This window comes from Rhizobium etli 8C-3 (assembly GCF_001908375.1).
In the GTDB taxonomy this organism is placed as follows: domain Bacteria; phylum Pseudomonadota; class Alphaproteobacteria; order Rhizobiales; family Rhizobiaceae; genus Rhizobium; species Rhizobium etli_B.
In genome coordinates this window covers 150408-170940 of the sequence record NZ_CP017242.1, presented here as the reverse complement: position 1 = coordinate 170940, position 20533 = coordinate 150408, and the positions used below count along the sequence as shown (strand labels likewise).

General features: G+C 61.6%; 16 protein-coding genes and 1 pseudogene. 9 read left to right on the top strand and 8 right to left on the bottom strand.

The window, feature by feature from the left end; all coding sequences use genetic code 11:
- Positions 1-508 precede the first annotated feature (508 nt).
- Positions 509-940, top strand: a pseudogene (locus AM571_RS21285) (helix-turn-helix transcriptional regulator); the annotation flags it as partial.
- Between the two features lie 114 nt (positions 941-1054).
- On the opposite strand, the gene AM571_RS21280 reads toward AM571_RS21285, so the two are convergent.
- The 4 genes from AM571_RS21280 to AM571_RS21265 form a co-directional block, all read right to left on the bottom strand.
- Positions 1055-1969, bottom strand: coding sequence for an SDR family oxidoreductase (locus AM571_RS21280; RefSeq protein WP_155774497.1), 915 nt, complete (start codon positions 1967-1969; stop codon positions 1055-1057).
- A gap of 200 nt (positions 1970-2169) precedes the next feature.
- Positions 2170-3117 (bottom strand): SDR family oxidoreductase, encoded by a 948-nt coding sequence (locus AM571_RS21275; RefSeq protein ID WP_074063503.1) that lies wholly within the window; start codon positions 3115-3117, stop codon positions 2170-2172.
- A 259-nt stretch (positions 3118-3376) separates the two neighbouring features.
- Positions 3377-4264: a DUF2306 domain-containing protein gene (locus AM571_RS21270; protein ID WP_081377167.1), complete on the bottom strand. Its 888-nt coding sequence runs from the start codon at positions 4262-4264 to the stop codon at positions 3377-3379.
- A gap of 52 nt (positions 4265-4316) precedes the next feature.
- On the bottom strand, positions 4317-4787 hold the full coding sequence (locus AM571_RS21265) for a DUF2147 domain-containing protein (RefSeq protein ID WP_074063501.1): 471 nt from the start codon (positions 4785-4787) through the stop codon (positions 4317-4319).
- A gap of 396 nt (positions 4788-5183) precedes the next feature.
- Here AM571_RS21265 and AM571_RS21260 point away from each other — a divergent pair, with 396 nt between their 5' ends.
- Both AM571_RS21260 and AM571_RS21255 read left to right on the top strand, forming a co-directional pair.
- On the top strand, positions 5184-5645 hold the full coding sequence (locus AM571_RS21260; RefSeq protein WP_074063500.1) for a MarR family winged helix-turn-helix transcriptional regulator: 462 nt from the start codon (positions 5184-5186) through the stop codon (positions 5643-5645).
- Positions 5642-6457 carry an NAD-dependent epimerase/dehydratase family protein gene (locus tag AM571_RS21255; protein ID WP_074063499.1) on the top strand — a complete coding sequence of 272 codons (816 nt, stop codon included), beginning with the start codon at positions 5642-5644 and terminating at the stop codon, positions 6455-6457. Before AM571_RS21260 ends, AM571_RS21255 begins: the two co-directional genes overlap by 4 nt.
- A 125-nt stretch (positions 6458-6582) precedes the next feature.
- Here the strand turns inward: AM571_RS21255 and AM571_RS21250 are convergent, their stop codons facing one another.
- Positions 6583-7506, bottom strand: coding sequence for an AraC family transcriptional regulator (locus AM571_RS21250; protein WP_196776358.1), 924 nt, complete (start codon positions 7504-7506; stop codon positions 6583-6585).
- A 164-nt stretch (positions 7507-7670) separates the two neighbouring features.
- Here AM571_RS21250 and AM571_RS37015 point away from each other — a divergent pair, with 164 nt between their 5' ends.
- From AM571_RS37015 to AM571_RS21240, 3 genes are read left to right on the top strand one after another with little or no spacing between them, the layout of a single operon-like run.
- The gene (locus tag AM571_RS37015; RefSeq protein WP_074063497.1) at positions 7671-7916 is read left to right on the top strand and encodes a hypothetical protein; all 246 of its coding nucleotides are present in this window, start codon (positions 7671-7673) and stop codon (positions 7914-7916) included.
- 29 nt (positions 7917-7945) lie between these two features.
- A complete protein-coding gene (locus AM571_RS38030; protein WP_257788700.1) occupies positions 7946-8077 on the top strand; it encodes a hypothetical protein in 132 nt (43 codons plus the stop codon).
- Between the two features lie 35 nt (positions 8078-8112).
- Positions 8113-9234, top strand: coding sequence for an SDR family oxidoreductase (locus AM571_RS21240; RefSeq protein ID WP_074063496.1), 1122 nt, complete (start codon positions 8113-8115; stop codon positions 9232-9234).
- Positions 9235-11311: 2077 nt separating this feature from the next.
- On the opposite strand, the gene AM571_RS21230 is transcribed toward AM571_RS21240, so the two are convergent.
- The 3 genes from AM571_RS21230 to AM571_RS21220 form a co-directional block, all read right to left on the bottom strand.
- Positions 11312-14488, bottom strand: coding sequence for an efflux RND transporter permease subunit (locus AM571_RS21230; protein ID WP_074063495.1), 3177 nt, complete (start codon positions 14486-14488; stop codon positions 11312-11314).
- Positions 14489-14501: 13 nt separating this feature from the next.
- Positions 14502-15743: an efflux RND transporter periplasmic adaptor subunit gene (locus tag AM571_RS21225; protein ID WP_074063494.1), complete on the bottom strand. Its 1242-nt coding sequence runs from the start codon at positions 15741-15743 to the stop codon at positions 14502-14504.
- A 635-nt stretch (positions 15744-16378) separates the two neighbouring features.
- The gene (locus tag AM571_RS21220; RefSeq protein WP_196776352.1) at positions 16379-17302 is read right to left on the bottom strand and encodes an AraC family transcriptional regulator; all 924 of its coding nucleotides are present in this window, start codon (positions 17300-17302) and stop codon (positions 16379-16381) included.
- Between the two features lie 403 nt (positions 17303-17705).
- Here AM571_RS21220 and AM571_RS21215 point away from each other — a divergent pair, with 403 nt between their 5' ends.
- From AM571_RS21215 to AM571_RS21205, 3 genes are all read left to right on the top strand, one after another.
- Entirely contained in the window at positions 17706-18557 is an 852-nt protein-coding gene (locus tag AM571_RS21215; RefSeq protein ID WP_074063493.1) for an SDR family oxidoreductase, read from the top strand.
- 463 nt (positions 18558-19020) lie between these two features.
- Positions 19021-19659, top strand: a complete 639-nt coding sequence (locus AM571_RS21210; RefSeq protein WP_074063492.1) for a DedA family protein — start codon at positions 19021-19023, stop codon at positions 19657-19659.
- A complete protein-coding gene (locus AM571_RS21205; RefSeq protein ID WP_074063491.1) occupies positions 19656-20333 on the top strand; it encodes a class I SAM-dependent methyltransferase in 678 nt (225 codons plus the stop codon). Before AM571_RS21210 ends, AM571_RS21205 begins: the two co-directional genes overlap by 4 nt.
- Positions 20334-20533 lie beyond the last annotated feature (200 nt).

Genomic DNA, 20533 nt, shown 5'->3' with positions numbered 1-20533 from the left:
GCTAGCGGCAGCGTAGTGACTGGCGCGTCGAGTCCAGCCTTGTTCGTCTCCATCAGAAGCTCGCGCGCGCCGGCCAACAACTCCCGGATGGCGACGCTACCGATGCCGCTGCCCATCAATTCCAGCCCCGAACCTCGGATAGCACCGCCACGGAGAGAGATATCGTCACCCGCAACCGTGCCGAGCTGGACGTAACGCACTCTCGGTTCGCCCGTTCCGGAACCGCGATTTTGCGTTGCGGCCGCGATGATCCGGGTGGCAGGCTCCCCCAAAGGAAATCGAGCACGCTATCGACGCCGCGGTCGAACTCCGCCCGCAGTGCCTCGTCGGATCGGCGTCGAGCGGTATGCGCCCTTCTACTTCGAGCCGGTCCAGCCGCTCGCGGCTGCGACCGACCGCTATGATCCGCGCGCCCCGATCTGCACGGCTATGCCGCCGGCAGCGCCAGTCGCCCCATTCACGAGCACGGTGGAGCCGGGCTGGATCGGTGCTCGGCGCGTCAGGGCTGCACCTTGCGCATATCATGCTGGCGCAGACGCTTCGCCTTTACCTGTCGCAGCAATCCGGCGTGGAGATCGGCTGGTTCGCGACCTTGGCCGACCCTCAGGGGGGCGCCGCCATCCGGGCAATCCACGCCGATCCGGGACATGGTTGTAGGCTTGAAGAACTTGCCGCACATGCAGGCGCACATGCAGGCATGTCACGAACCGTTTTTGCACGACGTTTCCGCGAAAAAACGGGAGAGACGCCGGTCGCATGCCTCACGCGCTGGCGAATGATGCTCGCTGCCGAACGGCTTGAGACTGGCAGCAAAACGCTGGCGCGTATTGCGCGCGCTATCGGCTACGAATCCGAGAACGCATTCAACACGGCTTTTACCCGTGTTATGGGGCTGTCGCCGCGGCGATATATTAGGGCCGTCGATGCACAATCCTTCTGAGCAGCCATTGGGCGGTGATCTCTGATTTCCTGGTGCTGAGGCGGGATTTCGACCGCTACGATGCAGCCCCAACGGGCGAGACGGCCGAGACGTGGGAGCACGCTCGACGCCGTTTCACACGAACGTCACGTTCGTCAGTTCCTGAGACGCGTCCCAGAGGCGCGCGGCCACTGAGCGATCGAGCGCCTGCTTGGGAGGCTTCTCCTCGGTCGGATAGCCACGCGTCCCGCCCAGCCTGTCAGGCCCGTAGTAGGCGCCGTCGCGCGCTGCCGAACCGGTCGCCGCGTAGAGCGTGGGCAGTGCGCCCTGCCACGGGGGTTGGAACAGGAACCACAGGAGGAGACGAAGCATCCCGGCTACACTCCACCACCCAGGTCCATTCGGGATCAGACCGGTACCCGAGATGCCTGGATGGGCCGCCAGGCTTTCGACGCCCCATCCGCCCGCCTTGCTGCGCCGGCTCAATTCGAACGCGAACATCACGCAGGCGAGCTTCGACTGACTGTAAACCAGCATCGGCTTGTAGCCGCGCTCGGCTTGCAGGTCGTCGAAATTGATCGCTCCACTCCGCGCCGCCACGCTGCCGACGGTCACGACACGTGGGTTCCGGCCTGCCTTCAGCAGCGGCAGCAAATGTGCGGTAAGGGCAAAATGGCCGAGATAGTTTGTGCCGAACTGCAGCTCGAATCCGTCGCTGGTCACGCGCCGCTCCGGCGGGGTCATGACGGCAGCATTGTTGATCAGAAGGTCGAGGCTGTCCTGCTCCCGCGCGAGTTGCTCGGCGAACGCCGCGATGGAAGCGAGGTTGGCAAGATCCACCTTGCCAAATCGCACTTGTGCGCCAGGAACAGCTTGCTTGATCGCGGAGACGGCTTGGGCGCCCTTCCGCGGGTTGCGCCCGGCGATCACGACACTTGCACCGGCTCGAGCCAGGGCCAGCGCATCCTCGTAGCCCAATCCTCCGGTGCCGGTTACGACCGCTGTACGACCGTATTGGGATGGAATGTTCTTGCTCGTCCATTTGGTCATATATGAGAATCCGCGCCTTTTCGAAAGTTCAGCGAGACTTCGAGTGACGATTGTCGCAACAGGCCCCCGCGTTCTTACCCTCCTCAATAGAAGGACTGGGACTCCAAACCGCCATGCCCGAACCGGCAAGACACATGCCTATTCCTACATTAATTCGGTGGGCGAGGAACCGAAGGAAGCGAATGCCGGTCCTGCCGCGCCTATGGTGGCGCGATCAAGGCCCGCGGGTGCACTACGGATATGTGAACGTTTGTCAGTTCCAACGAGGTCTCCCAGAGCCGAGCCGCGATGGCTGTGTCCAGCGCTTGGCCAGGAGGTTTCTCTTCGGTTGGATAGCCCCGGGTTCCGCCCAGCCTGTCGGGGCCGTAATAGGCGCCGTCCAGCGCTGCGGGTTCTGTCGCCGCAAAGAGTGTGGGCAAAGCGCCCTGCCATGCGGGCTGGTACAGGAACCACAGGTAGCGTCGCGCGAACCCCGGTACGCTCGACCAGCCCGGTCCGTTCGCAATAAGGTCAGTGCGTGAGATGCCGGGATGCGCTGCCAGGCTCTGCACGCCCCATCCTGCCGCTTGGCTGCGTCGGTTCAGTTCGAAGGCGAACATGATGCAGGCCAGCTTCGACTGGCAGTAAACCTGTATCGGCTTATAATCGCGCTCGGCTTGCAGGTCGTCGAGGTTAATCGATCCCCAACGCGCTGCAATGCTGCCTAGGGTAACGACGCGCGGCTTCTGCCCCCTCTTCAGGAGTGGCAGCAGATGCGCGGTGAGAGCGAAATGACCGAGATAGTTCGTGCCCAATTGTAGCTCGAAGCCGTCACTGGTCTCGCGACGCTCCGGCGTTCTCATGACGCCGGCGTTGTTGATCAAGAGCTCGAGACACTCTTGTTCCTGCGCGAGTTGTGCGGCGAATTCAGCAATCGAAGCGAGATTCGCAAGGTCCACCTTGCCGAACCGCACCTGTGCACCCGAGACGGCTTTTCTGATCGCCGCGACGGCTTCAGCGCCCTTCTGGGAATTGCGCCCGGCGATCACAACACTCGCGCCGGCGCGCGCCAGGGCCAGCGCGGTCTCGAAACCCAGCCCACCGGTGCCGGTGACGACCACCGAGCGGCCGCGTTGTGATGGAATGTTTCGGAATGTCCACTTTGACATCAATCATCCTGCCTTCTCTACCGCTCGGCGGAGCCTTCGAGTAATGATGGTCTCCACGCACTGCCTTTCTTCTTCATCGCCAGCATGCCCGCGGCGCGGCAAACCGCCATGCCGGAACCCGCAAAAGTCATGCCTGATCCTGCATTCGTGCGGCCCACGACGAACTATTGGAGGGCAAACAATCGCCCAGGTTCTGATGGGGCTCAGGTTCGCGCGAGGTCCGGCTCATCTGCCACGCCAGTATTGGTTGAAGGACGGCCTACAGCGACGCTTCCGTGATGCCGCTGATCATTCTCGGCCCCCAACTGCGAGCGGTGAAGCTCCAGGTCGCGAAGATAATGAAGGCGCTTGCAGCCAGGAGCACCGTTGCTGCTCCAAAGCTGGCAAGCGCGCCAAAATCCCGGCGGCGCGCCCGGATAAAGAGTTCGGCGACGATGAGATTGGGGACATAGAAAAAGAACATCATGATCGCGTCGAACAAGCCGGTAAAGCCGGGTCTAATTCCGACACCGCCGCTCAATAGGAACCAGGCGCCATATTCCATCCGGTACAGCCAGGAGCCGACCGTCAGCGCGAACAGCCTGACCGCCCAGGCGCGATGCTGATCGTAATTGCCGGCCCGGGCTCGGGCATAGGCCATGGCGGCGCAGAGCACCATCAATGCGCCGTAGATGCCGAAGCCCGTGTCCATTATCGGTCCGCCGACCGTGCCTCTTCGCAATATGAAGCCAAGCCCACCCAGCCCGGCCAAACCGGCCGAAATGACGTAGCTTCGGCCCAGCCAGCGATGGAGGGCGGGAACATTGCGGCGCACGCTTCCGATCAACTGGACAGGTCCGAGCAGCAGGAGCACGCCCCCAGCCATGAAGTGCACGCCGATGGCTGCCGTCGAAAGCAATGCGCCGCCATCGTACAAACCGGGAAGGGACTCGTTCCATCGCTCGCCGGCTCCGGCCAAGACCACGCCGCCGAAGAAAGCGATGATGTAAGTCGCGAAGATAGCGCCGCTGATCCAACTCGCGGCGACGAGAAGCCGAGCGCTCCAGCGCAATGCAGCACCATGAGAGCCTCCGCTCTGCCTGGCGAGTTGCCGAGCTATGGTCGGCGAACTGCCCGCTATGGTGATTGTGTTAGATGGCACACCCATTGCGCGCTCCTCTTCAAAGGCATGGCTGTCCCCCTGGTACCTTCGCCCCGTTTCATTGCGCGCGGCGAAGCACCATGGTCCGGCCGAATATGGCGGTGCCCATATAGGCGCGAAGCTCCAGTTTTCCGCTCACGAGCGTTGCTTGTGCGGAATGGGTCCGACCGGTCGCTCCGCTGTAGAAATTTCCGCCTTCCCAGCGATCGTCAGCTGGATCCCACTTGAGGTTGGTCACAAGGACGGCTCGTTCCAGCGAACGGCTTCTGAGCTTCGGATCCGGATTGAGGGTATCCTTCTTGAAGGTCTTGCCGTCAGCCTCCATTAAAAGCTTTCCGTGGAGAACCCGGGCCGCATAGCTTCCTCCGGCGTCAAACATCTCGAGTTTGAGGTTGCCGTCATCGGATTCCCAGACGCCGACAATCTGATCCGGCGAAGAGGTCTGTGCGAAAGCATCTCCTGCCGGAAGGCCTATCATTCCTGCGACGAGCGCTGCGGCCAGCATTGGGCCTGTTACCGATTTCAACATTCTATGTTCCTTTTGACGAGTAGTGGACGTCGAGTTGAGAGTCGTGCCGCCCTAAGTTCGATGGCTTCCCAATAATCCGGTGCCTTCTACAATTGCGCGGCCTTGGAACAGGCCCGGAAAATCGTCGAGCATTGCGCTGCGGAAATTACACGCCGGCTGCGGCGTGACGAATGCCCAGAATCTCAAATTTCCTGCCTGATCCTGCAGTTGAATAGGAAGACGCCTCACCCAGCTCGCGCGACAGTCCGCGAAGCGGCCAGGAATCGGCCTCCAGTCCGTCCGCCGATCCTGCCCCCTCTCCCGCCAGACAGTGATAAGGCGAAGCAGATCCTTCTTGACATTCGTTTGATTCCTTACATATTCGCTAGGTAGCTAGCAAGTTAGGAGTATGCATCAGTGGTTGGTGAGAAGAAAGAGACAGATCGCGACCTAATCGGGGCCTGGACGAAGCGATGCTACTTCGCCGGCCGGGCGGTCATGGACTCGCTCCTGCGTCCTCACGATCTCGGGTCCGTGCAGTGGTACGTGCTCTACCAGCTCGCAACTACCGGGCCGACCATGCAGCGTGACCTCGTGCGGTTGCTTGCGATCGAACGCGCCACAATGACCGGCATCGTCGCGACCCTCGTGCTCAAGGGTCTCGTCGAGCAAGAGCCGGACCGGGCTGATCAGCGCCAGAAGCTTCTGCGCATCACCGCCACCGGCGCGAAGCTGTGGGGCGAGCTGCCCGATCTCTCCTTCATCCGCTCGGTTGCTTTCGACGGCATCGACGATGCCGACATTGCGATCGCGGTCAAGGTTCTTCAGACCGCAACGGAGCGTCTCGAAAACCTGCTGCAGAAAGGAACAGCTTCATGACAGTCTTGGTGAGCGGTGCAACGGGGCTCGTCGGAGCCCGCCTTCTTCCGCGCCTTGTCGAGGCGAGGGTGAATTGCCGTGCCCTGATGCGCGGCGGTAAAGAGGCGCCCGCCGGCGTGAGCGCGGTGGAGGCGGACCTTCTCGATCCTGCTTCTCTCATGCGAGCGGTGGAGGGCATATCAGCGATCATCCATCTCGCCGCGGTTTTTCGAACGCCCGACACCGACCTGATCTGGAAGAGCAACCTCGAAGGCACGCGCAACCTCATCGCCGCGGCAAAGGCGTGCGCGCCCGAGGCGCGGTTCATCATGGCGAGCACGTCCAATGTCTATGACGCGGACAGCCCGCACCCTGGCCGCGAGGACGATGCGGCCAACCCGCAACAAGCCTATCCGGCCAGCAAGCTCGCCGCCGAGAACGCGCTACGTGAAAGCGGGCTAAACTGGGCGATCCAGCGGTTCGGCTTCGTTTATGGCGACAAGGACGGACATCTCGAAGAGTTGCCGCGATTGGTCACAAACTTCAAAATGCATCCTGCCCAGAGGATGAGCATGATACATCATCTCGACATCGCCACAGCCATGGGCCTGGCCCTGACCGGCACGCTGGATGGACGCATCGTCAATATCGCCGATGAGGCGCCGACCTCGATCTACGAGCTCGTCGCCCTGGTCGGCGGAACAATGCAACCGTCCTCAGCGCCGCTCGGCAATCCTTGGCGCCTGCACATGGATGTCTCGCTCGCTCGCAGTCTTGGTTTTCGGCCAATCATAAGGACCGTTTATCAGGCAATGCAGGAAAACCTGATGTGACGCCGCCCGTCGGCAGCTGACGGCCGGAGGCATATCCGCGCCACTCACAATGGCATTTCTTCGCAGCATATCAGGAAGGCCGCTCCGAACCGAGGCGGCAAGGAGCGACCTGCTGCAAACGGTGCCTAGGCTGTCCGCGCCTTGCGGCTGGCGTACTGGCTATACATGCGCTGGTGGTTCAGCGCGTCCTGCTTTGGGGCAACGCCGAACATCCGGGAGTATTCGCGGCTGAACTGCGAAGCGCTTTCGTAGCCGACCTTGTAGGCGGCTTCCTCGACGCTTGCAGCGTCCGCGACCATTAGGCGTCGCGACTCAAGGAGGCGCAACTGCTTCTGGAACTGAAGCGGTGTCACCGAGGTGAGCTGCTTGAAATGCTGATGAAACGATGACGGGCTCATGCGCGCCACCTCGGCCATTTGCTCCACCCGCAGCGCCTGCGCGAAATTGGCGCGCAGGAAATAAATGGCCTTCGCGATACGCATGAAGTTCGATTCCGGAAGTGCCAGACTGCAGAGCTCGGCACCGTGCGGGCTGGTGAGAAGCCAGTAGCAAATCTCACGCATGACGGATGGGTAAAGAATGGGTATCGCCTTCGGGCTCTCGGACATCCGGATCAGGCGCAGCACACATTCCGCCAGCGCCTCGTCGATCCTCCCGACGAACACGCACGGACCGGGCGCGGCAGGCGCAACCGGGGGCGTCTCCAGCTGCTCCAGCACCTCTCGTAGTATCGTCATGTCGAGATCGATCGTGATGCCGACATATGGCGCCTGCGGACTGGCGTCGACGACCCGCCCGCTGGCCGGCATCTCCATGCTGACGACCAGGCACTCCATTGCGCCGTAGCGAAGCGTCTCGTCGCCAAACAGGATTTCCTTCGCCCCTTGGGCCACCACGCAAAGCGACGGACGATAGATCTGCCGCATCGGCATCCGCTGCTGGTAGGAACGGATGATGTTGACGTTCTCGATCTGCGTCGGAAACAGGCCTTCACCGCCGCCCTGATTTTCGATGTATGCGGTGACTCCGTCAAGTAGCGATGACGACACGCGGACCTCCGGTTGGTTTCGAGGCCAGCGCAGCACTCGCCCTTCAACCGGCAACATGTCAGGCCTTGCAGGAATAAGCAAGTTTCTTGGGGTATTCGGCATTCTGGTCATTTGAGAGTTCCTCTAGCTTGGTGATGCCAGTCACAGCCAGGGAAGCATCAAGCATGACAGAAACGGCCGCTTCGTCAATAGATAAGCACGCTGATCTACCCACCATATCTACTGCGAGCGGCGATGAATACGTTGAGGGTCGGCGGGCCACAATGCTGCTTATTACGCTATTTTTAGTCAGCGCCATGTCCCAGATCGACCGGATATTACCCTTCGTCCTCGCCGAGTCGATAAAGGAAGACCTGGACCTGATGATCGGCTCCGGGCTCCTGGGGCCGGCCCCGCGCTCGGTCCTCTGATCGTCGGCATGATCAGCGGTGCGGCAACAATGGCCCAAGTTCCCAATGGCCTGGGGCTCGGTCTGCTGACAGTCCCGTTCGCAAGCATCCTGACTGGCATCGCCATGCTGATCGCAAATGCGCGCATTGCAGCTACCCTTCGCAACGCCGACCTCTCCTAACCATCCCAAATCCATCACTCGGGAAGATTCGTAATATGACAGATACACCGGGAGAGAACGGGACAATCAAAATCAAAGCATCAGGATTTTCGCGCCGTTCGTTTATTCGATACAGTGCGGTGGGAGCTGGTGTCGCGGCCGTGGGCGGCGGAATAGCCGTCAGGGCAAGCATGCCACCCTTGTCCCCCCGTCAACAAGGATTGCCGGGAATCCCCGATTGGACGGCAGCCGACATCCCTTCGCTGCAAGGGCGTTCGGCGCTCGTCACGGGCGGCAACGGTTACCCTGTGGACGACCGAAGTGGCTTAGGCTTTCATGACGCCCTTCAACTTGCACGCGCCGGGGCGGACGTAATCATTGCGTCGCGGAAGCAGGAACGGGGCGAAGAAGCCGTCCAACGCATTAGGGCCACCGCTCCCGGCGCTTCGATCCGTTTCGAGACGCTTGATCTTTCGGACCTCGCTTCGGTTGCCAGCTTTGCGGAAAAGATGCGCGCTTCCCGACGAAGCCTGGACATCCTCATCAACAATGCGGGTGTCATGGGGCGGAAAAACCGCGAAGTGAGCGCCAACGGGTTCGAGCGGGTTTTCGCTACGAACACGCTCGGTCATTTTGCCCTGACCGCCTGGCTGCTGCCGCTGCTGCGCGAAGGCAATTCCCCGCGCGTCGTCTGGGTTTCGAGCAGCCGCTCGTTCATGGGCGCAATCAACTTCGCCGACCTGCAACTGGTTCAGGACTACGACTATGGGGCGGCTTATGACAACAGCAAGCTCGCCATCCTCCTGGTTGCCTTTGAGATGCAGAGGCGCAGCGCGGCGGAAGGCTGGGGTATCTCGTCCATAGCTGCCCATCCCGGTATCGCCCGCACCAACCTGGTCCCGGACGGCCCCGGCTTGGACAGCCTGGAGGGGCGCAACCATAGATACATGCCTTTCCTGTTCCAGCCGCCCGCTCAAGGAGCTCTACCAACCCTATATGCGGCAACGTCGCCGCAGGCGGCGGCTAGCGGATACTACGGTCCAAACGGGTTTCTGGGGCTGGGCGGCTTACCCGGCTGGGCCGGGATTCCTGAAAAAGCCGACGACCCGCAAGTTGCGGCGAAGCTGTGGGCCACACTTGAGCAACTTGGCGACGTGACATTCGAGCGGATGGGCTGATGCACAAAAACCTCGCCTGCCTTTTAATTCATTAGGAGGTTGCCTGCCCCCGGCAAACTCCGGGCCACCGGATGTAAACCGTGAAACATGGTCGCGTTCGGTGGCCATTACGATCCCAACTATGGAAAATCCGATGCGTATGCTTCTGCCGATCCTGCTGGCCAGTGGAGTAGTTCTGCCGGCGTCCATCGCCTATGCGCAGGAAGCGCCTTCGGACGGATCACCCCATGGCATGTTCGCCATCGGCGCGAGGCTCGTGCCCGTAATGACCGCGCAGCGATGTTCGTGGCCTTCCTATCGTGTTTGGTGATGTCCGCTGACGACGGAATCGAGTCGCACTGGGCTTCGCGCTCCACCTCGTGCCGACGGTAAGGCTCGTCGCTGCGGCCTTCGCCGCCTTTTCGCGCGGGAGCACCCGTAGTGTCCCGACGGCTTCCGCGGCGGGTATTGCGGTCGTGAATGGCCTCTTCATTCCCAGCTCTGGATCGGGCGACGGGTCAATGCCTGCCGCAAGGTGGGGACCACGCTATGGAAGATCTGACGCCTCGCAGGTTCGCGCGCTCGCCCCAACGCCAGCGTATGACGGGAGACGGCGCCTTTTGAAATGAACGTCAGCTGCGTCTGGCAGAAAGCAAAATCCGTCAAGCTTTGGGTTTCCCGCGTCTTCATATGAAGGCAATCCAGCGGCCTGAGAACACCGCGCTAGTCCAAAGGGCAAGAGACAAACCGACCGCGGAATGTTTCCAGTCCATGCCTCACGAACCCGCACCCAGGCACAAAACCGGCAACCGCAACCAAGTGCTGCGCAATTGGTGGGGAGACGGGCAGTTGCAACGATGGTAACCTGATACCCGACGCGTAATCTGTCAGCGAGGTCGTAAAACAGGCGCACGGGAGAAAGCTCGACGTCGCGTTCTACGCCAATGTCCTCCGCACGGGTCCTGAGCGGCCCGAAATACTCCTCCGGCCTGCCGAGATCCATCGGGGGTAATTCTTTGATCTGCCCGTGACGCCATGATGCGCGGACACAATCCCCGTGAGCACAGTTCGCCGTTGATGCTAAAGCGCCCATGCTCCGCGCTCCATGCGCTATCATCCGTAATATCCTCGCAATCGTCCGGAAGCCCATGGATCCGTGCTGTCGCTGTTAACCGCCGAGCCATGTTTCTTTCGGCTTGAGATAGAAGATATCGACGCAGCGGTCCGACTGGAGGCCGACGATTGTTATCCTGCCGAGCGGCAGCTCGTCCCCTGACCAGCAACCTTCCGCTGAAGGCCGTATCGGGCTCCGCTCTCTATCATTCATCAGCCTCGATGGGCGATCCGAGTCCGCATTCAAATCAGTAAAATAACCGTACGGCCATGCCATCGGCGAGACCCCTTGACACCGTCAGGGTTCGGGCCTGCGGTCCTGTGTAGCTGGGTTGCAAGGATAGGAACGGCCCGAACAGGCGCGACGTGCAACAAGTCGGAAAGAGATTAAAGACACGTTCTATTCCCGTAAAGCAAACGGTCATGACGCTGATGCGATACGGGGCGTCATATGGACCGTTGAAGAGAAGTTGGGTGATTTTCACCGGATTGATTCCCTTCCGTTCGGTTCGGCTGCAACGGCGCTGCGAGTCAGACGCGCGGATTGACGATTTGCCCGATCAATGATCCAGCGGTTCTCCTCGAAAGGAGGGCTGTGTTGAAACCGGCCCCGCCAGTCGCCGAGCATTGCGCCCCGACGCTACGCGCCGACCGCACGATGACGAATGCCAAAAGGCGCAAATTTCTTGCCTGATCCTTCAGATCAGCCGGAAGTTATCTGGTTCGGTCGAACCTTGCGGCGGTAAGATGAAGAGTCAGGTATCGAAGGCAGGGAACCGGCCTTAAGCCAACGTTCTGGAACGCCCGTCCTTCAAATGGACGGTCAGACGGAACTGGCCGATTGACGTTCGTTTTGGTGCTTTGCATCGTCGCCAGGTAGCGAAACGAGAGGTACGGTCGAGGAGCGGAAAAGCGGCGACGCTTCGGCGGGCCGACGATATGAGCGACGTCGCGCTGTGCCGATGCACGGATGCGGCCTCCCATATCACCAGGCAGAGCATCGCGCTTCCTCTCCTGGTGTCGGGAGAGGATGCGGCGCAGCTGCCGCCTGCTCCGCCTCACCCTTTCTCCTGGTTCGGAACAGCTTGAGCACAATAACGAAGAAGACTGGCACTAAGATGATGGCAAAGAGCGTACCGCTCATCACTCCGCCGAGCACCCCCGTCCCGATCGCATTCTGCCCGCCAGACCCTGCACCACTGGCAACAACGAGCGGCAGGACGCCAAGACCGAAAGCGAGCGAGGTCATGATGATCGGCCTCAGGCGCTGGCGAGCGGCCTCTAGCGCCGCCTCGACCAGGCTTTGCCCGCGATCGAAGCCGTCCTTGGCAAATTCGACGATCAAGATGGCATTCTTCGCAGCGAGACCGACGGTGGTAAGCAAGCCGACCTGGAAATAAACATCGTTCGACAGCCCGCGGCCGAGCATAGCCGCGACCGCACCCAAGATCCCAAGCGGCACGATGAGCATCACAGCCGCCGGGATCGACCAGCTTTCGTAGAGCGCCGCCAGGCAAAGGAAGACAATCAGTAGCGATAGCGCATAGAGCGCAGGAGCCTGGGCTCCCGACAGCCGCTCCTCGTAGGAGATGCCGCTCCAGTCGAAGCCGAAGCCGGCCGGCAGCTGCGCGACAAGCCGCTCCATCTCGGCCATCGCCTGGCCGCTGGTGTACCCGGGTGCCGCAGCGCCGGCGATCTCCACCGAGGCAACGCCGTTGAACCGTTCGAGCCGCGGCGAACCGTAACTCCATTCGGCATGGCCAAAGGCGGAAAAAGACACCAATTGTCCGCTGGCGTTGCGAATGAACCAGCGGTCGAGGTCGCCCGGCAGCATGCGCGCCGAGGCGTCGCCCTGCATGTAGACTCGCTTCACGCGGCCCCGATCCATGAAGTCGTTCACGTACGTTGCCCCCCAGGCGGTGGAGAGCGTGCTGTTGATGTCGGATACCGAAAGGCCGAGGGCGCTGGCGCGTTCCCAATCGATCACCAGGCGGAACTGGGCTTCATCGTTCTGCCCGTTCGGTCGCACGCCCGCAAGCACAGGGCTTTGCGCCGCCAGGCCCAGAAGCTGGCCGCGAGCACCCATGAGGGCCTCGTGTCCGAGGCCGCCGCGATCGAGGAGCTGAAAGTTGAAACCCGTGGCATTGCCCAGCTCGGTGATTGCGGGTGGTGCGAAGGCGAAGACCATCGCATCGGGGTAGTTGGCAAAGCGGGCCATGATACGCCGCGTCAATGCCTGCACGCTGTTTTGAGCGCCGGGGCGGTCCGACCAATTGCGCAGGCTGAGGAATGCCATGCCGGCGCTCTGACCTCGGCCGGTGAAGCTGAACCCATTGATGGCGAACGTTGAAGCGACGACGCTGCTCTCCTCCTCGCGAATAAAGCGGGAAATTTCATCGAGCGTGCGTTGCGTGCGCGCTGTGGTCGCCCCGGGGGGCGAGACGACCTGAACGTACGCGGTCCCCTGATCCTCGTCAGGCAGGAAGGCGCTCGGCAAGCGCACGAACATTACCGCGAGTATGACCAACAGGGCCGCGAACATCATCATCATCCGCAGCGGCCGCCTGAGCGCGTGCCGGACGCCGCTTGCATAGCCACGAGTGGCCCAGTCGAAACCACGGTTGAACCAGCCGAAGAAGCCCCGCTGGCCCTGGCCTGGCTTGTGCGGCTTCAGAATTGTGGCGCAAAGCGCCGGGGTGAAGATGATCGCGACGAGCACCGAAAGGCCCATGGCGGTTGCGACGGTGATTGAGAACTGGCGATAGATGACGCCGGTGGAGCCGCCGAAGAAGGCCATGGGCAGGAACACCGCGGACAGCACGAGGCCTATACCGACGAGCGCCCCCGTGATTTGGTCCATGGACTTGCGGGTCGCCTCGAGCGGCGACAGATGCTCCTCGGCCATCACGCGCTCGACATTCTCGACCACCACGATGGCGTCATCGACCAGGAGGCCGATCGCCAGCACCATCCCGAACATCGTTAGCGTGTTGATGCTGAACCCTGCCACCTGCAGCACCGCAAAGGTGCCGAGCAGCACCACCGGGACCGCGATGGTTGGAATCAACGTCGCCCGGAAATTCTGCAGGAACAGGAACATCACCAGGAAGACGAGCACGACCGCCTCGATCAGCGTATAGATCACGCTCTCGATCGACAGGCGGACGAACGGCGTCGTATCCAGAGGGTAGACGGCTTCGAGACCGGCAGGAAAGGAGGGCCGTAGGCGCGCGATCGTCGCGCGCACTGCGGCTGCGGCGTCAAGGGCATTCGCACCGCTCGCCAGTCTGATGCCGATCCCAGCCGCCGGCTGTCCATTGAAATAGCTAAGGGTCGTATAGTTCTCGCTGCCGATCTCAACTCGTGCCACGTCGCGCAGCCGCACCTGAGAACCGTCGGGCTGTACACGCAGCAGGATGGCGCCGAACTCCTCAGGCGTTTGCAGATAGGACGGACCGACGACAGTCGCATTCATCTGTTGGTCCGGAACTGCCGGTTCCGCGCCGAGCTCGCCGCTGGCGACCTGTACGTTCTGGGCCCGGATCGCGGCCGACACATCGGACGGTGTCATGCTGAAGTTCACCAGCTTCGCAGGGTCGAGCCAGATGCGCATGGCGTACTGGGAACCGAACACCTGAAAGTCGCCGACGCCCGCGGTACGGCTCAACGGATCCTGCAGCGAGGAGACAATGAAATCCGAGATGTCGGTCCGGTCCATGCTTCCATCGGTCGACACCAGACCGACGACCAACAAGAAGTTGCCAGCTGACTTTGCGACGCGAATTCCCTGCTGCTGCACGATCTGCGGCAGGCGGGGCGTAGCCAGCGACAGCTTGTTCTGCACCTGAACCTGCGCAGTGTCCGGATCGGTGCCTTGCGCGAAGGTCAACGTGATGGTGGCGCTGCCATCCTTGCTGCTGTTGGCGGTGAAGTAGAGCAGGTTGTCGATGCCATTGAGCTGCTGCTCGATGACCTGAACCACCGTATCCTGCACCGTCACGGCGGAGGCGCCCGGATAGCTCACATTGATCGAGATCGCGGGCGGGGCGATTGCTGGATACTGGGAGACCGGCAGCGTACGCAACGACAAAACGCCGAACAACACGATCGCAATTGCGATCACCCAGGCGAAGACCGGGCGATCGATGAAAAAACGGGCCATGGAAGTCCACCTATCAGCCGCCGACGCGCGGGCGCGCGGCCTGGGTTGCGTTGTCGTTTCGCTCGTTGAGTGCCTGCATTGTCGTCTCGGTCGCTTTGACAGTGCCGCCCGGACGCACCCGCTGGACGCCTTCGACGATGACGCGTTCACCCTGCTGGATACCGTCGGTGACGAGCCAGTTGGTGCCTATGGCGCGCTCGGTCGTGAGGATACGTGCTTCCACCACGCCCTGCGCGTTCACGACAAAGGCCGAAGCCTCTCCGCGCGGGGTGCGCGTGACGGCCTGCTGGGGCACCAATAGAGCCCGGTCGGCAACCCCTTCCTCGACCCGGGCGCGGACGAACATGCCGGGCATCAGCGTCCCCTCGGGGTTGGGGAAGATGGCGCGTAACGTGATCGAGCCGGTGCCCCGGTCGACGACGACCTCGGAGAACTGCAGTTTGCCGGGACGAGGATATTCGGAGCCGTCCTCTAGAATCAGCCGGGCCGGCGCCTGGTCGGCTGTGTCGCGCCGTAACGCACCGCTCGCGATCGCCCGCTGCTGTTGCAGCAGGCGCGCGCTCGGCTGCGTCAGATCGACATAGATCGGATCCAGCCGAGTGATGGTGAGCAGCGCTGCGGTCTGGTTGGCGGTGACGAGCGCCCCGGCGGTCACCGAGGAGCGGCCGGTACGGCCGTCGATGGGTGATAGGACGCGTGTATAGGCCAAGTTGATCCGTGCGGCCTCGACCGAGGCCTCGGCCGAAAGCACATCCGCATTCGCCTGGCGCAGCGTCGCTTCCGCGGTTTCCAGATCCCGCTGACTCATAACCCTGGTGCCGGTGAGGATCCTGGCGCGGTTGGCATTGCTTTCGGCCAGGCTGACCGACGCTTCGGCACGAGCCAGAGCAGCCTCGGCGCTGTTGAGGCTCGCTTGATAGGGAGCAGGATCAATCTGATAGAGCTGGTGGCCCGCCTTAATCTCCTGACCTTCGGTGAACATCCGCTTCTGGATCAAGCCGCCGATCTGCGGCCGGATTTCGGCAGTCTGAAAAGCGGATGTGCGCCCTGGCATCTCGACAAAGATCGGCACCTCGTCGCGGCGAATGGCGACGACCGTGACGGCGGGCGGCGGTGGGACAACTGTCTGAGATTGCGCGTTCCGCGGATCGTCGCAAGCCGCAAGGGTCAGCAATCCTGCAAGGGTGACACAAGCGCGTATGCGCGCAATCATGCCGGTCATCAGGCCATTTTGTGTTGACTGCAATTCACGCATCAAGGGCTCCGTGGTCCACTGCGACCAGCAAACGAGTTCGACGAGTATGGTGCTACCTCCCGGATCTATTGTACGTTCCCTATCGAAAGGCGTGCCGGGTGCCCGCGCGACCGTTCCGTCAAGGCAGTTGCACGCACCTCATTGCACGCGGCGCAGTACGATGGCCTGATCGAGCAGGGGCGTACCTTCGGTTCTTTTTTTGGCGTGAGGCGGACGATCGAGGTCAGAGGTTCGTGCCACCCACGACGTCAAAGGCCCCGAGCGCTCCAGAGTACATCGGCAAGGCGCGCGATCTCCTTTCCAATCTACCTGCACCCGCTCATCGCGACGTGACGCTAACCGCTTGGCGCACGACTACGAATGCCAAAAAGCACAAATTCCGTGCCTAATCCTCCAGTTCAGCAGGGAAGATTGCTGGTTCAGTCAGTTCAAAGGGTCGTCCGTGAAGTGTAGCGAAGAGGTGTGCGCCCCGTTCATTTTTCTATCCGGCCGCGCTGGAAAAGCTTATATGACGAACGCCCGGCGGCGATACCGAAAGCATATCACCCCAGGATGGCATTTGCTTGCTCATATCAAGAAGGTCGCTCCAAGCAGGTGAACTGCAGAGAGCGCCCCTTGAACACGCGATCTACAAGCTACGCACTTTGCACCTTCCTGCTGGCGTACTTGCTGTACAGGCGCTGCTGGTTCATGACGTCCTGCTTTGGCGCAGCCCCAAACGTGCGAGAATATTCGCGGCTGAATTGCGAAGCACTTTCGTAGCCGACCTGGTAGGCAGCCTCCGCCACGTTTGCGGCCTCGGCAACCATCAGGCGTCGAGCCTCGAGAAGGCGCAGTTGTTTCTGGAACTGAAGCGGGGACATCGAGGTCAGCGCCTTGAAGTGCTGGTGGAAGGACGACGGGCTCATCCGAGCAATCTCTGCCAATTGTTCGATCCGCAGCGTCTGCGCGAAGTTCACGTGCAGCGTAGATATGGCTTTGGCCACGCGCTCGATATTCGATTCCGGAAGCGCCAGCTTGCAGAGTTCGGCGCCATGCGGTCCACTCAGCAACCAGTAGCAGATCTCGCGCATCACCGATGGATAAAGGATCGGGATTGCCTTCGGTGTCTTCGTCATCCGGATCAGACGCAGGAGGCAGTCTGCCAATGGTTCGTCCACCTTGCCCACAAAAACACAGGGTCCAGGATCAGAAGCTGGAACTGGCGGGGTATCCAGCTGCTCCAGAACCTCGCGCATCGTGGCGACGTCGAAATCGATGGTGACACCGACATAAGGCGCCTCAGGACTTGCCTCTACGATCCGACCCTTCGCCGGAAGCTCGACGCTCACGACCAGGCACTCCAACGCGCCGTAGTCCAGCCTGTCGTCTCCGAAGTGGATCTCCTTCGCGCCCTGAATCACGACACAGAGCGACGGCCGGTAAAGCGCCCGCATCGGCATCATCGCCTGGAAAGACCGGACGATGTTGAAGCCTTCTATTGGCGTTGGAAATAGGCCCTGCCCGCCACCCTGTTCTTCGATATAGGCGGTGACCGCCGCAAGAAGCGATGACGACACGCGAGCCTCCGGTTGGTTGTGAGGCCAGGTCAAAACACGGCCGTCTCGTGACAGTGTATTGCCATCTGTAGGAATAGGCAAGTTTCTTGATGGTTCAGGCATTCTGATCATCGGACACTCCATCTAGCTTGAAGGTGCCAGCCAAGCGAGGAGTGCAGTCAACATGACAGAAACAGCAGCGCCGTCAATATAGATGTTCAATGAGAGCAAACTTTACCGGTAGCAGTGTCTATCACTGCGAACGGAACGAATGCGGCTGAAATACACAGTGGTTTCGGCCCTGGGCTGCTGTTTGTCGCAGCAAACCAAGCGCATTGCTCTTTAGCTTCGGGGGCAGTCACGACTGAACCGGCCTCGGCCGTATCCGCGAGCTTTCGCAATTCTCGAAAAGGAGACCTTCCCGATGTCCGATACTGATAATTCCCGCCGAACCTTCATGGCGCTTGCAGCCGCCGCACCGGCCGCCCTTGCTCTCAGTGGAACGGCTTCGGCCCAAACCTCCGCAGCCAATCCTGGCACTGTCCCTGGCGCCGGCCGGGCTGCCGTCATCACCGGCTCGTCGCGTGGCATCGGCGCTGCCACTGCCCGCCGTCTGGCGCGCGACGGCTATGCCGTTACGGTGAACTACCTCACCAATCGCGACCTGGCCGATCAAGTCGTAGCCGACATCAAGGCGGCTGGCGGTCGTGCAATGGCGCGCCAGGCGGACGTTGCAGATCCGGCTGCTGTCAAGGCCTTGTTCAATGCCCATGACGAGGCTTATGGCGGCGTGGACGTGGTGGTCAACAATGCCGGGATCATGAATGTCGGTCCCTTTTCCCACATGACCGACGATGCTTTCAATCGAATGATCGCAACCAATATGACGGGTAGTTTCAATGTTTTACGCGAGGCGGCACGACGCACCCGTGACGGCGGCAGGATCGTCAGCCTGAGCTCGAGCATCATTCTCCAGAAGCCCGCATATACGGGTGCCTACGCAGCCACCAAGGCAGCGCAGGAAATTTACTCGAGCGTGCTCGCCAAAGAACTGGCGGGCCGCAATATCTCGGTCAACGCCGTGTCACCAGGCGCCGTCGATACCCAGTTGCTGCGCCAGCATGGCGAGGAAGCACTCCGAGGTATTCCTGAAGCGACACCTCTGCGGCGTCTGGGTCAACCGGAGGACATCGCAAACGTCATCGCGCTTCTCTGCTCCCAGGACGGCGCATGGATCGACGGGCAAAACGTCTTCGCGAACGGCGGCCTCGGTTGAGAATCACTGCTTGGGGCATGACCTTCGAGGGTAAGAGCGAAGGTGGGCAGTCCCCCAGCAGAAGGATGCGCAGGCTGCGCACCCCGCCAGGCACGACCAATCTGCCTCTAAACCTGGCTTCAGCTAGGACGAACTGAAATCGGATCACGGAAGCCGCCCCGCTCCCGGCGATCCGAGGGGTCGCCACTCTTCCCCCGATGCAATGGCGACCCTCAAGCCACCGAAGGCGAACCCTCACAAGCGGCGCCTTCGGTGGCCGCGGCTGGCAGCTCAGCAAAGCAAAGGACCCACAATGGCAAAGAATTGGACCACTGATAGTACCCCGTCCCAACGTGCTCGGGAGAGACATGTCGCGGCTCGGCTTCGGAACGTGCCTGAGACGCTGACGGGTCTAGGCCAACCGAAGGCGCTGTCAGCCATCATCCGTCTGGATGCGCCAGCCGTTAGCAGAGAGGTCTGACGCGTGGACCCGCTCGGAAGCCTCATCGACTGGATCGCGACATACGGAGTGGTCGGCCTGTTCGCGATCGGACTGGCGGAGCGCTTCATTCCCGCTCTGCCGTCCTACGGTGTCCTGGTCGCAATCGGCATTGCTGCTGTTGACGGCGCCTGGTCCGTCCCGGTCGCTACCATCGTTACGACGACCGGAAGCTTTTGCGGAGGGCTTGCCCTCTACCTGCTCGTTCGCGCATTGGGACAGAACAGGTCCGTCCGGCTGCTGTATCGGACAGGCAGGTTGCTGGGCCTGGCATCAGCACGCATCGACAAAACTCTCGCATCATTCCGGGAGCGGGAGCGCACCCTGATCTTCGCCTCCCAACTCATACCGACGGTGCGCCTGATCGCGCCCGTGGTCGCCGGACTCATTCATGCGGACTTCCGACGATTTGCCGGCGGGACCGTGCTAGGCATCACTCTATGGAATGGCCTGTTCATCGCGGCTGGCTACTTTGCCGTGCTGTTAGCTCCTGGAATGTCCGCATCGACTTTGGCGATCAAGATGCTTGTCCTCCTCATCGCAACCGAGGCGCTGCTCGCGCTGACATGGCGAGTTGCCGCTCGGTGCCGGTGGCGAGCAGCCCCAAGGGGGAGCCGCTCATGACAAGCAAAGCGGCCGACGCCTTCCACTTCTTTCGTGCCTGGCTCTCCGACCCCCTCCGTGTCGCCGCTGTCGTGCCGTCCGGACGCGCGTTGTCGGCTCTGATGGTATCGGAGGTCTCGCCGGAGATCGGCCCAGTCATCGAACTCGGCCCCGGGACGGGTGCGTTCACACGCGCTCTGATCGCGAAGGGTATAGCCGAAGAGAACCTGGCGCTCATCGAATTCGGATCGGATTTCGCCGCAAAGCTGAATTTCCACTTTCCATGCGCAACAACCCTCAGGATGGATGCGGCAAGACTGCACGACGTTGTTCTGTTCAACGGCATGCCGGCAGGGGCCGTCATAAGCGGCCTCCCGCTACTCTCGATGCCCCCTAGGAAAGTCCTTTCGATCCTGAATGGGGCATTCGCACACCTTCGCGCCGACGGCGCGTTTTATCAGTTCACCTATGGCCCGCGATGCCCGATCTCAAGGCCTCTGCTCGATCGTTTGGGCCTGAAGGCTAGCTTTATTGGGCATACGTTTGCAAACATTCCTCCGGCGGCCGTCTACCGGATTCGTCGGCGCAAGCCGCGACGCACGCCAGCGCAACACTTGCTCCAGTTGCCGGCGTCGACCAGCGGCCAGCAGCCCTGGCCATGGGACAGGCGGTCTAATGACCGATGTCAGCCATAAGATCACCGCAAGTCGCCCGCTGAGCGGGGCCGCTCCGCCGCGCGGGCCAACCGCTCGGCCAAGATGTTCCCATCCTCGGCGGCTTTCGGGCCGGCAGATCTCCGATCGGCCCAACCTGCGCGCCTACCTTCACCGCATCGGCGATAGACCGGCCTACAGGCGCGCCATGGCGAAGGGTGATAGCCGTCCCCGGTGTATGT

Bases quoted from the DNA above. Each gene is read 5' to 3' on its own strand.
- AM571_RS21280 (WP_155774497.1), bottom strand. From the start codon at position 1,969: ATGACCAAATGGACGAGCAAGAACATTCCATCCCAATACGGTCGTACA.
- AM571_RS21265 (WP_074063501.1), bottom strand. From the start codon at position 4,787: ATGTTGAAATCGGTAACAGGCCCAATGCTGGCCGCAGCGCTCGTCGCA.
- AM571_RS21275 (WP_074063503.1), bottom strand. From the start codon at position 3,117: ATGTCAAAGTGGACATTCCGAAACATTCCATCACAACGCGGCCGCTCG.
- AM571_RS21230 (WP_074063495.1), bottom strand. From the start codon at position 14,488: ATGGCCCGTTTTTTCATCGATCGCCCGGTCTTCGCCTGGGTGATCGCA.
- AM571_RS21225 (WP_074063494.1), bottom strand. From the start codon at position 15,743: ATGCGTGAATTGCAGTCAACACAAAATGGCCTGATGACCGGCATGATT.
- AM571_RS21215 (WP_074063493.1), top strand. From the start codon at position 17,706: ATGTCCGATACTGATAATTCCCGCCGAACCTTCATGGCGCTTGCAGCC.
- AM571_RS21240 (WP_074063496.1), top strand. From the start codon at position 8,113: ATGACAGATACACCGGGAGAGAACGGGACAATCAAAATCAAAGCATCA.
- AM571_RS21255 (WP_074063499.1), top strand. From the start codon at position 5,642: ATGACAGTCTTGGTGAGCGGTGCAACGGGGCTCGTCGGAGCCCGCCTT.
- AM571_RS21270 (WP_081377167.1), bottom strand. From the start codon at position 4,264: ATGGGTGTGCCATCTAACACAATCACCATAGCGGGCAGTTCGCCGACC.
- AM571_RS38030 (WP_257788700.1), top strand. From the start codon at position 7,946: ATGGCCCAAGTTCCCAATGGCCTGGGGCTCGGTCTGCTGACAGTCCCG.
- AM571_RS21205 (WP_074063491.1), top strand. From the start codon at position 19,656: ATGACAAGCAAAGCGGCCGACGCCTTCCACTTCTTTCGTGCCTGGCTC.
- AM571_RS37015 (WP_074063497.1), top strand. From the start codon at position 7,671: ATGACAGAAACGGCCGCTTCGTCAATAGATAAGCACGCTGATCTACCC.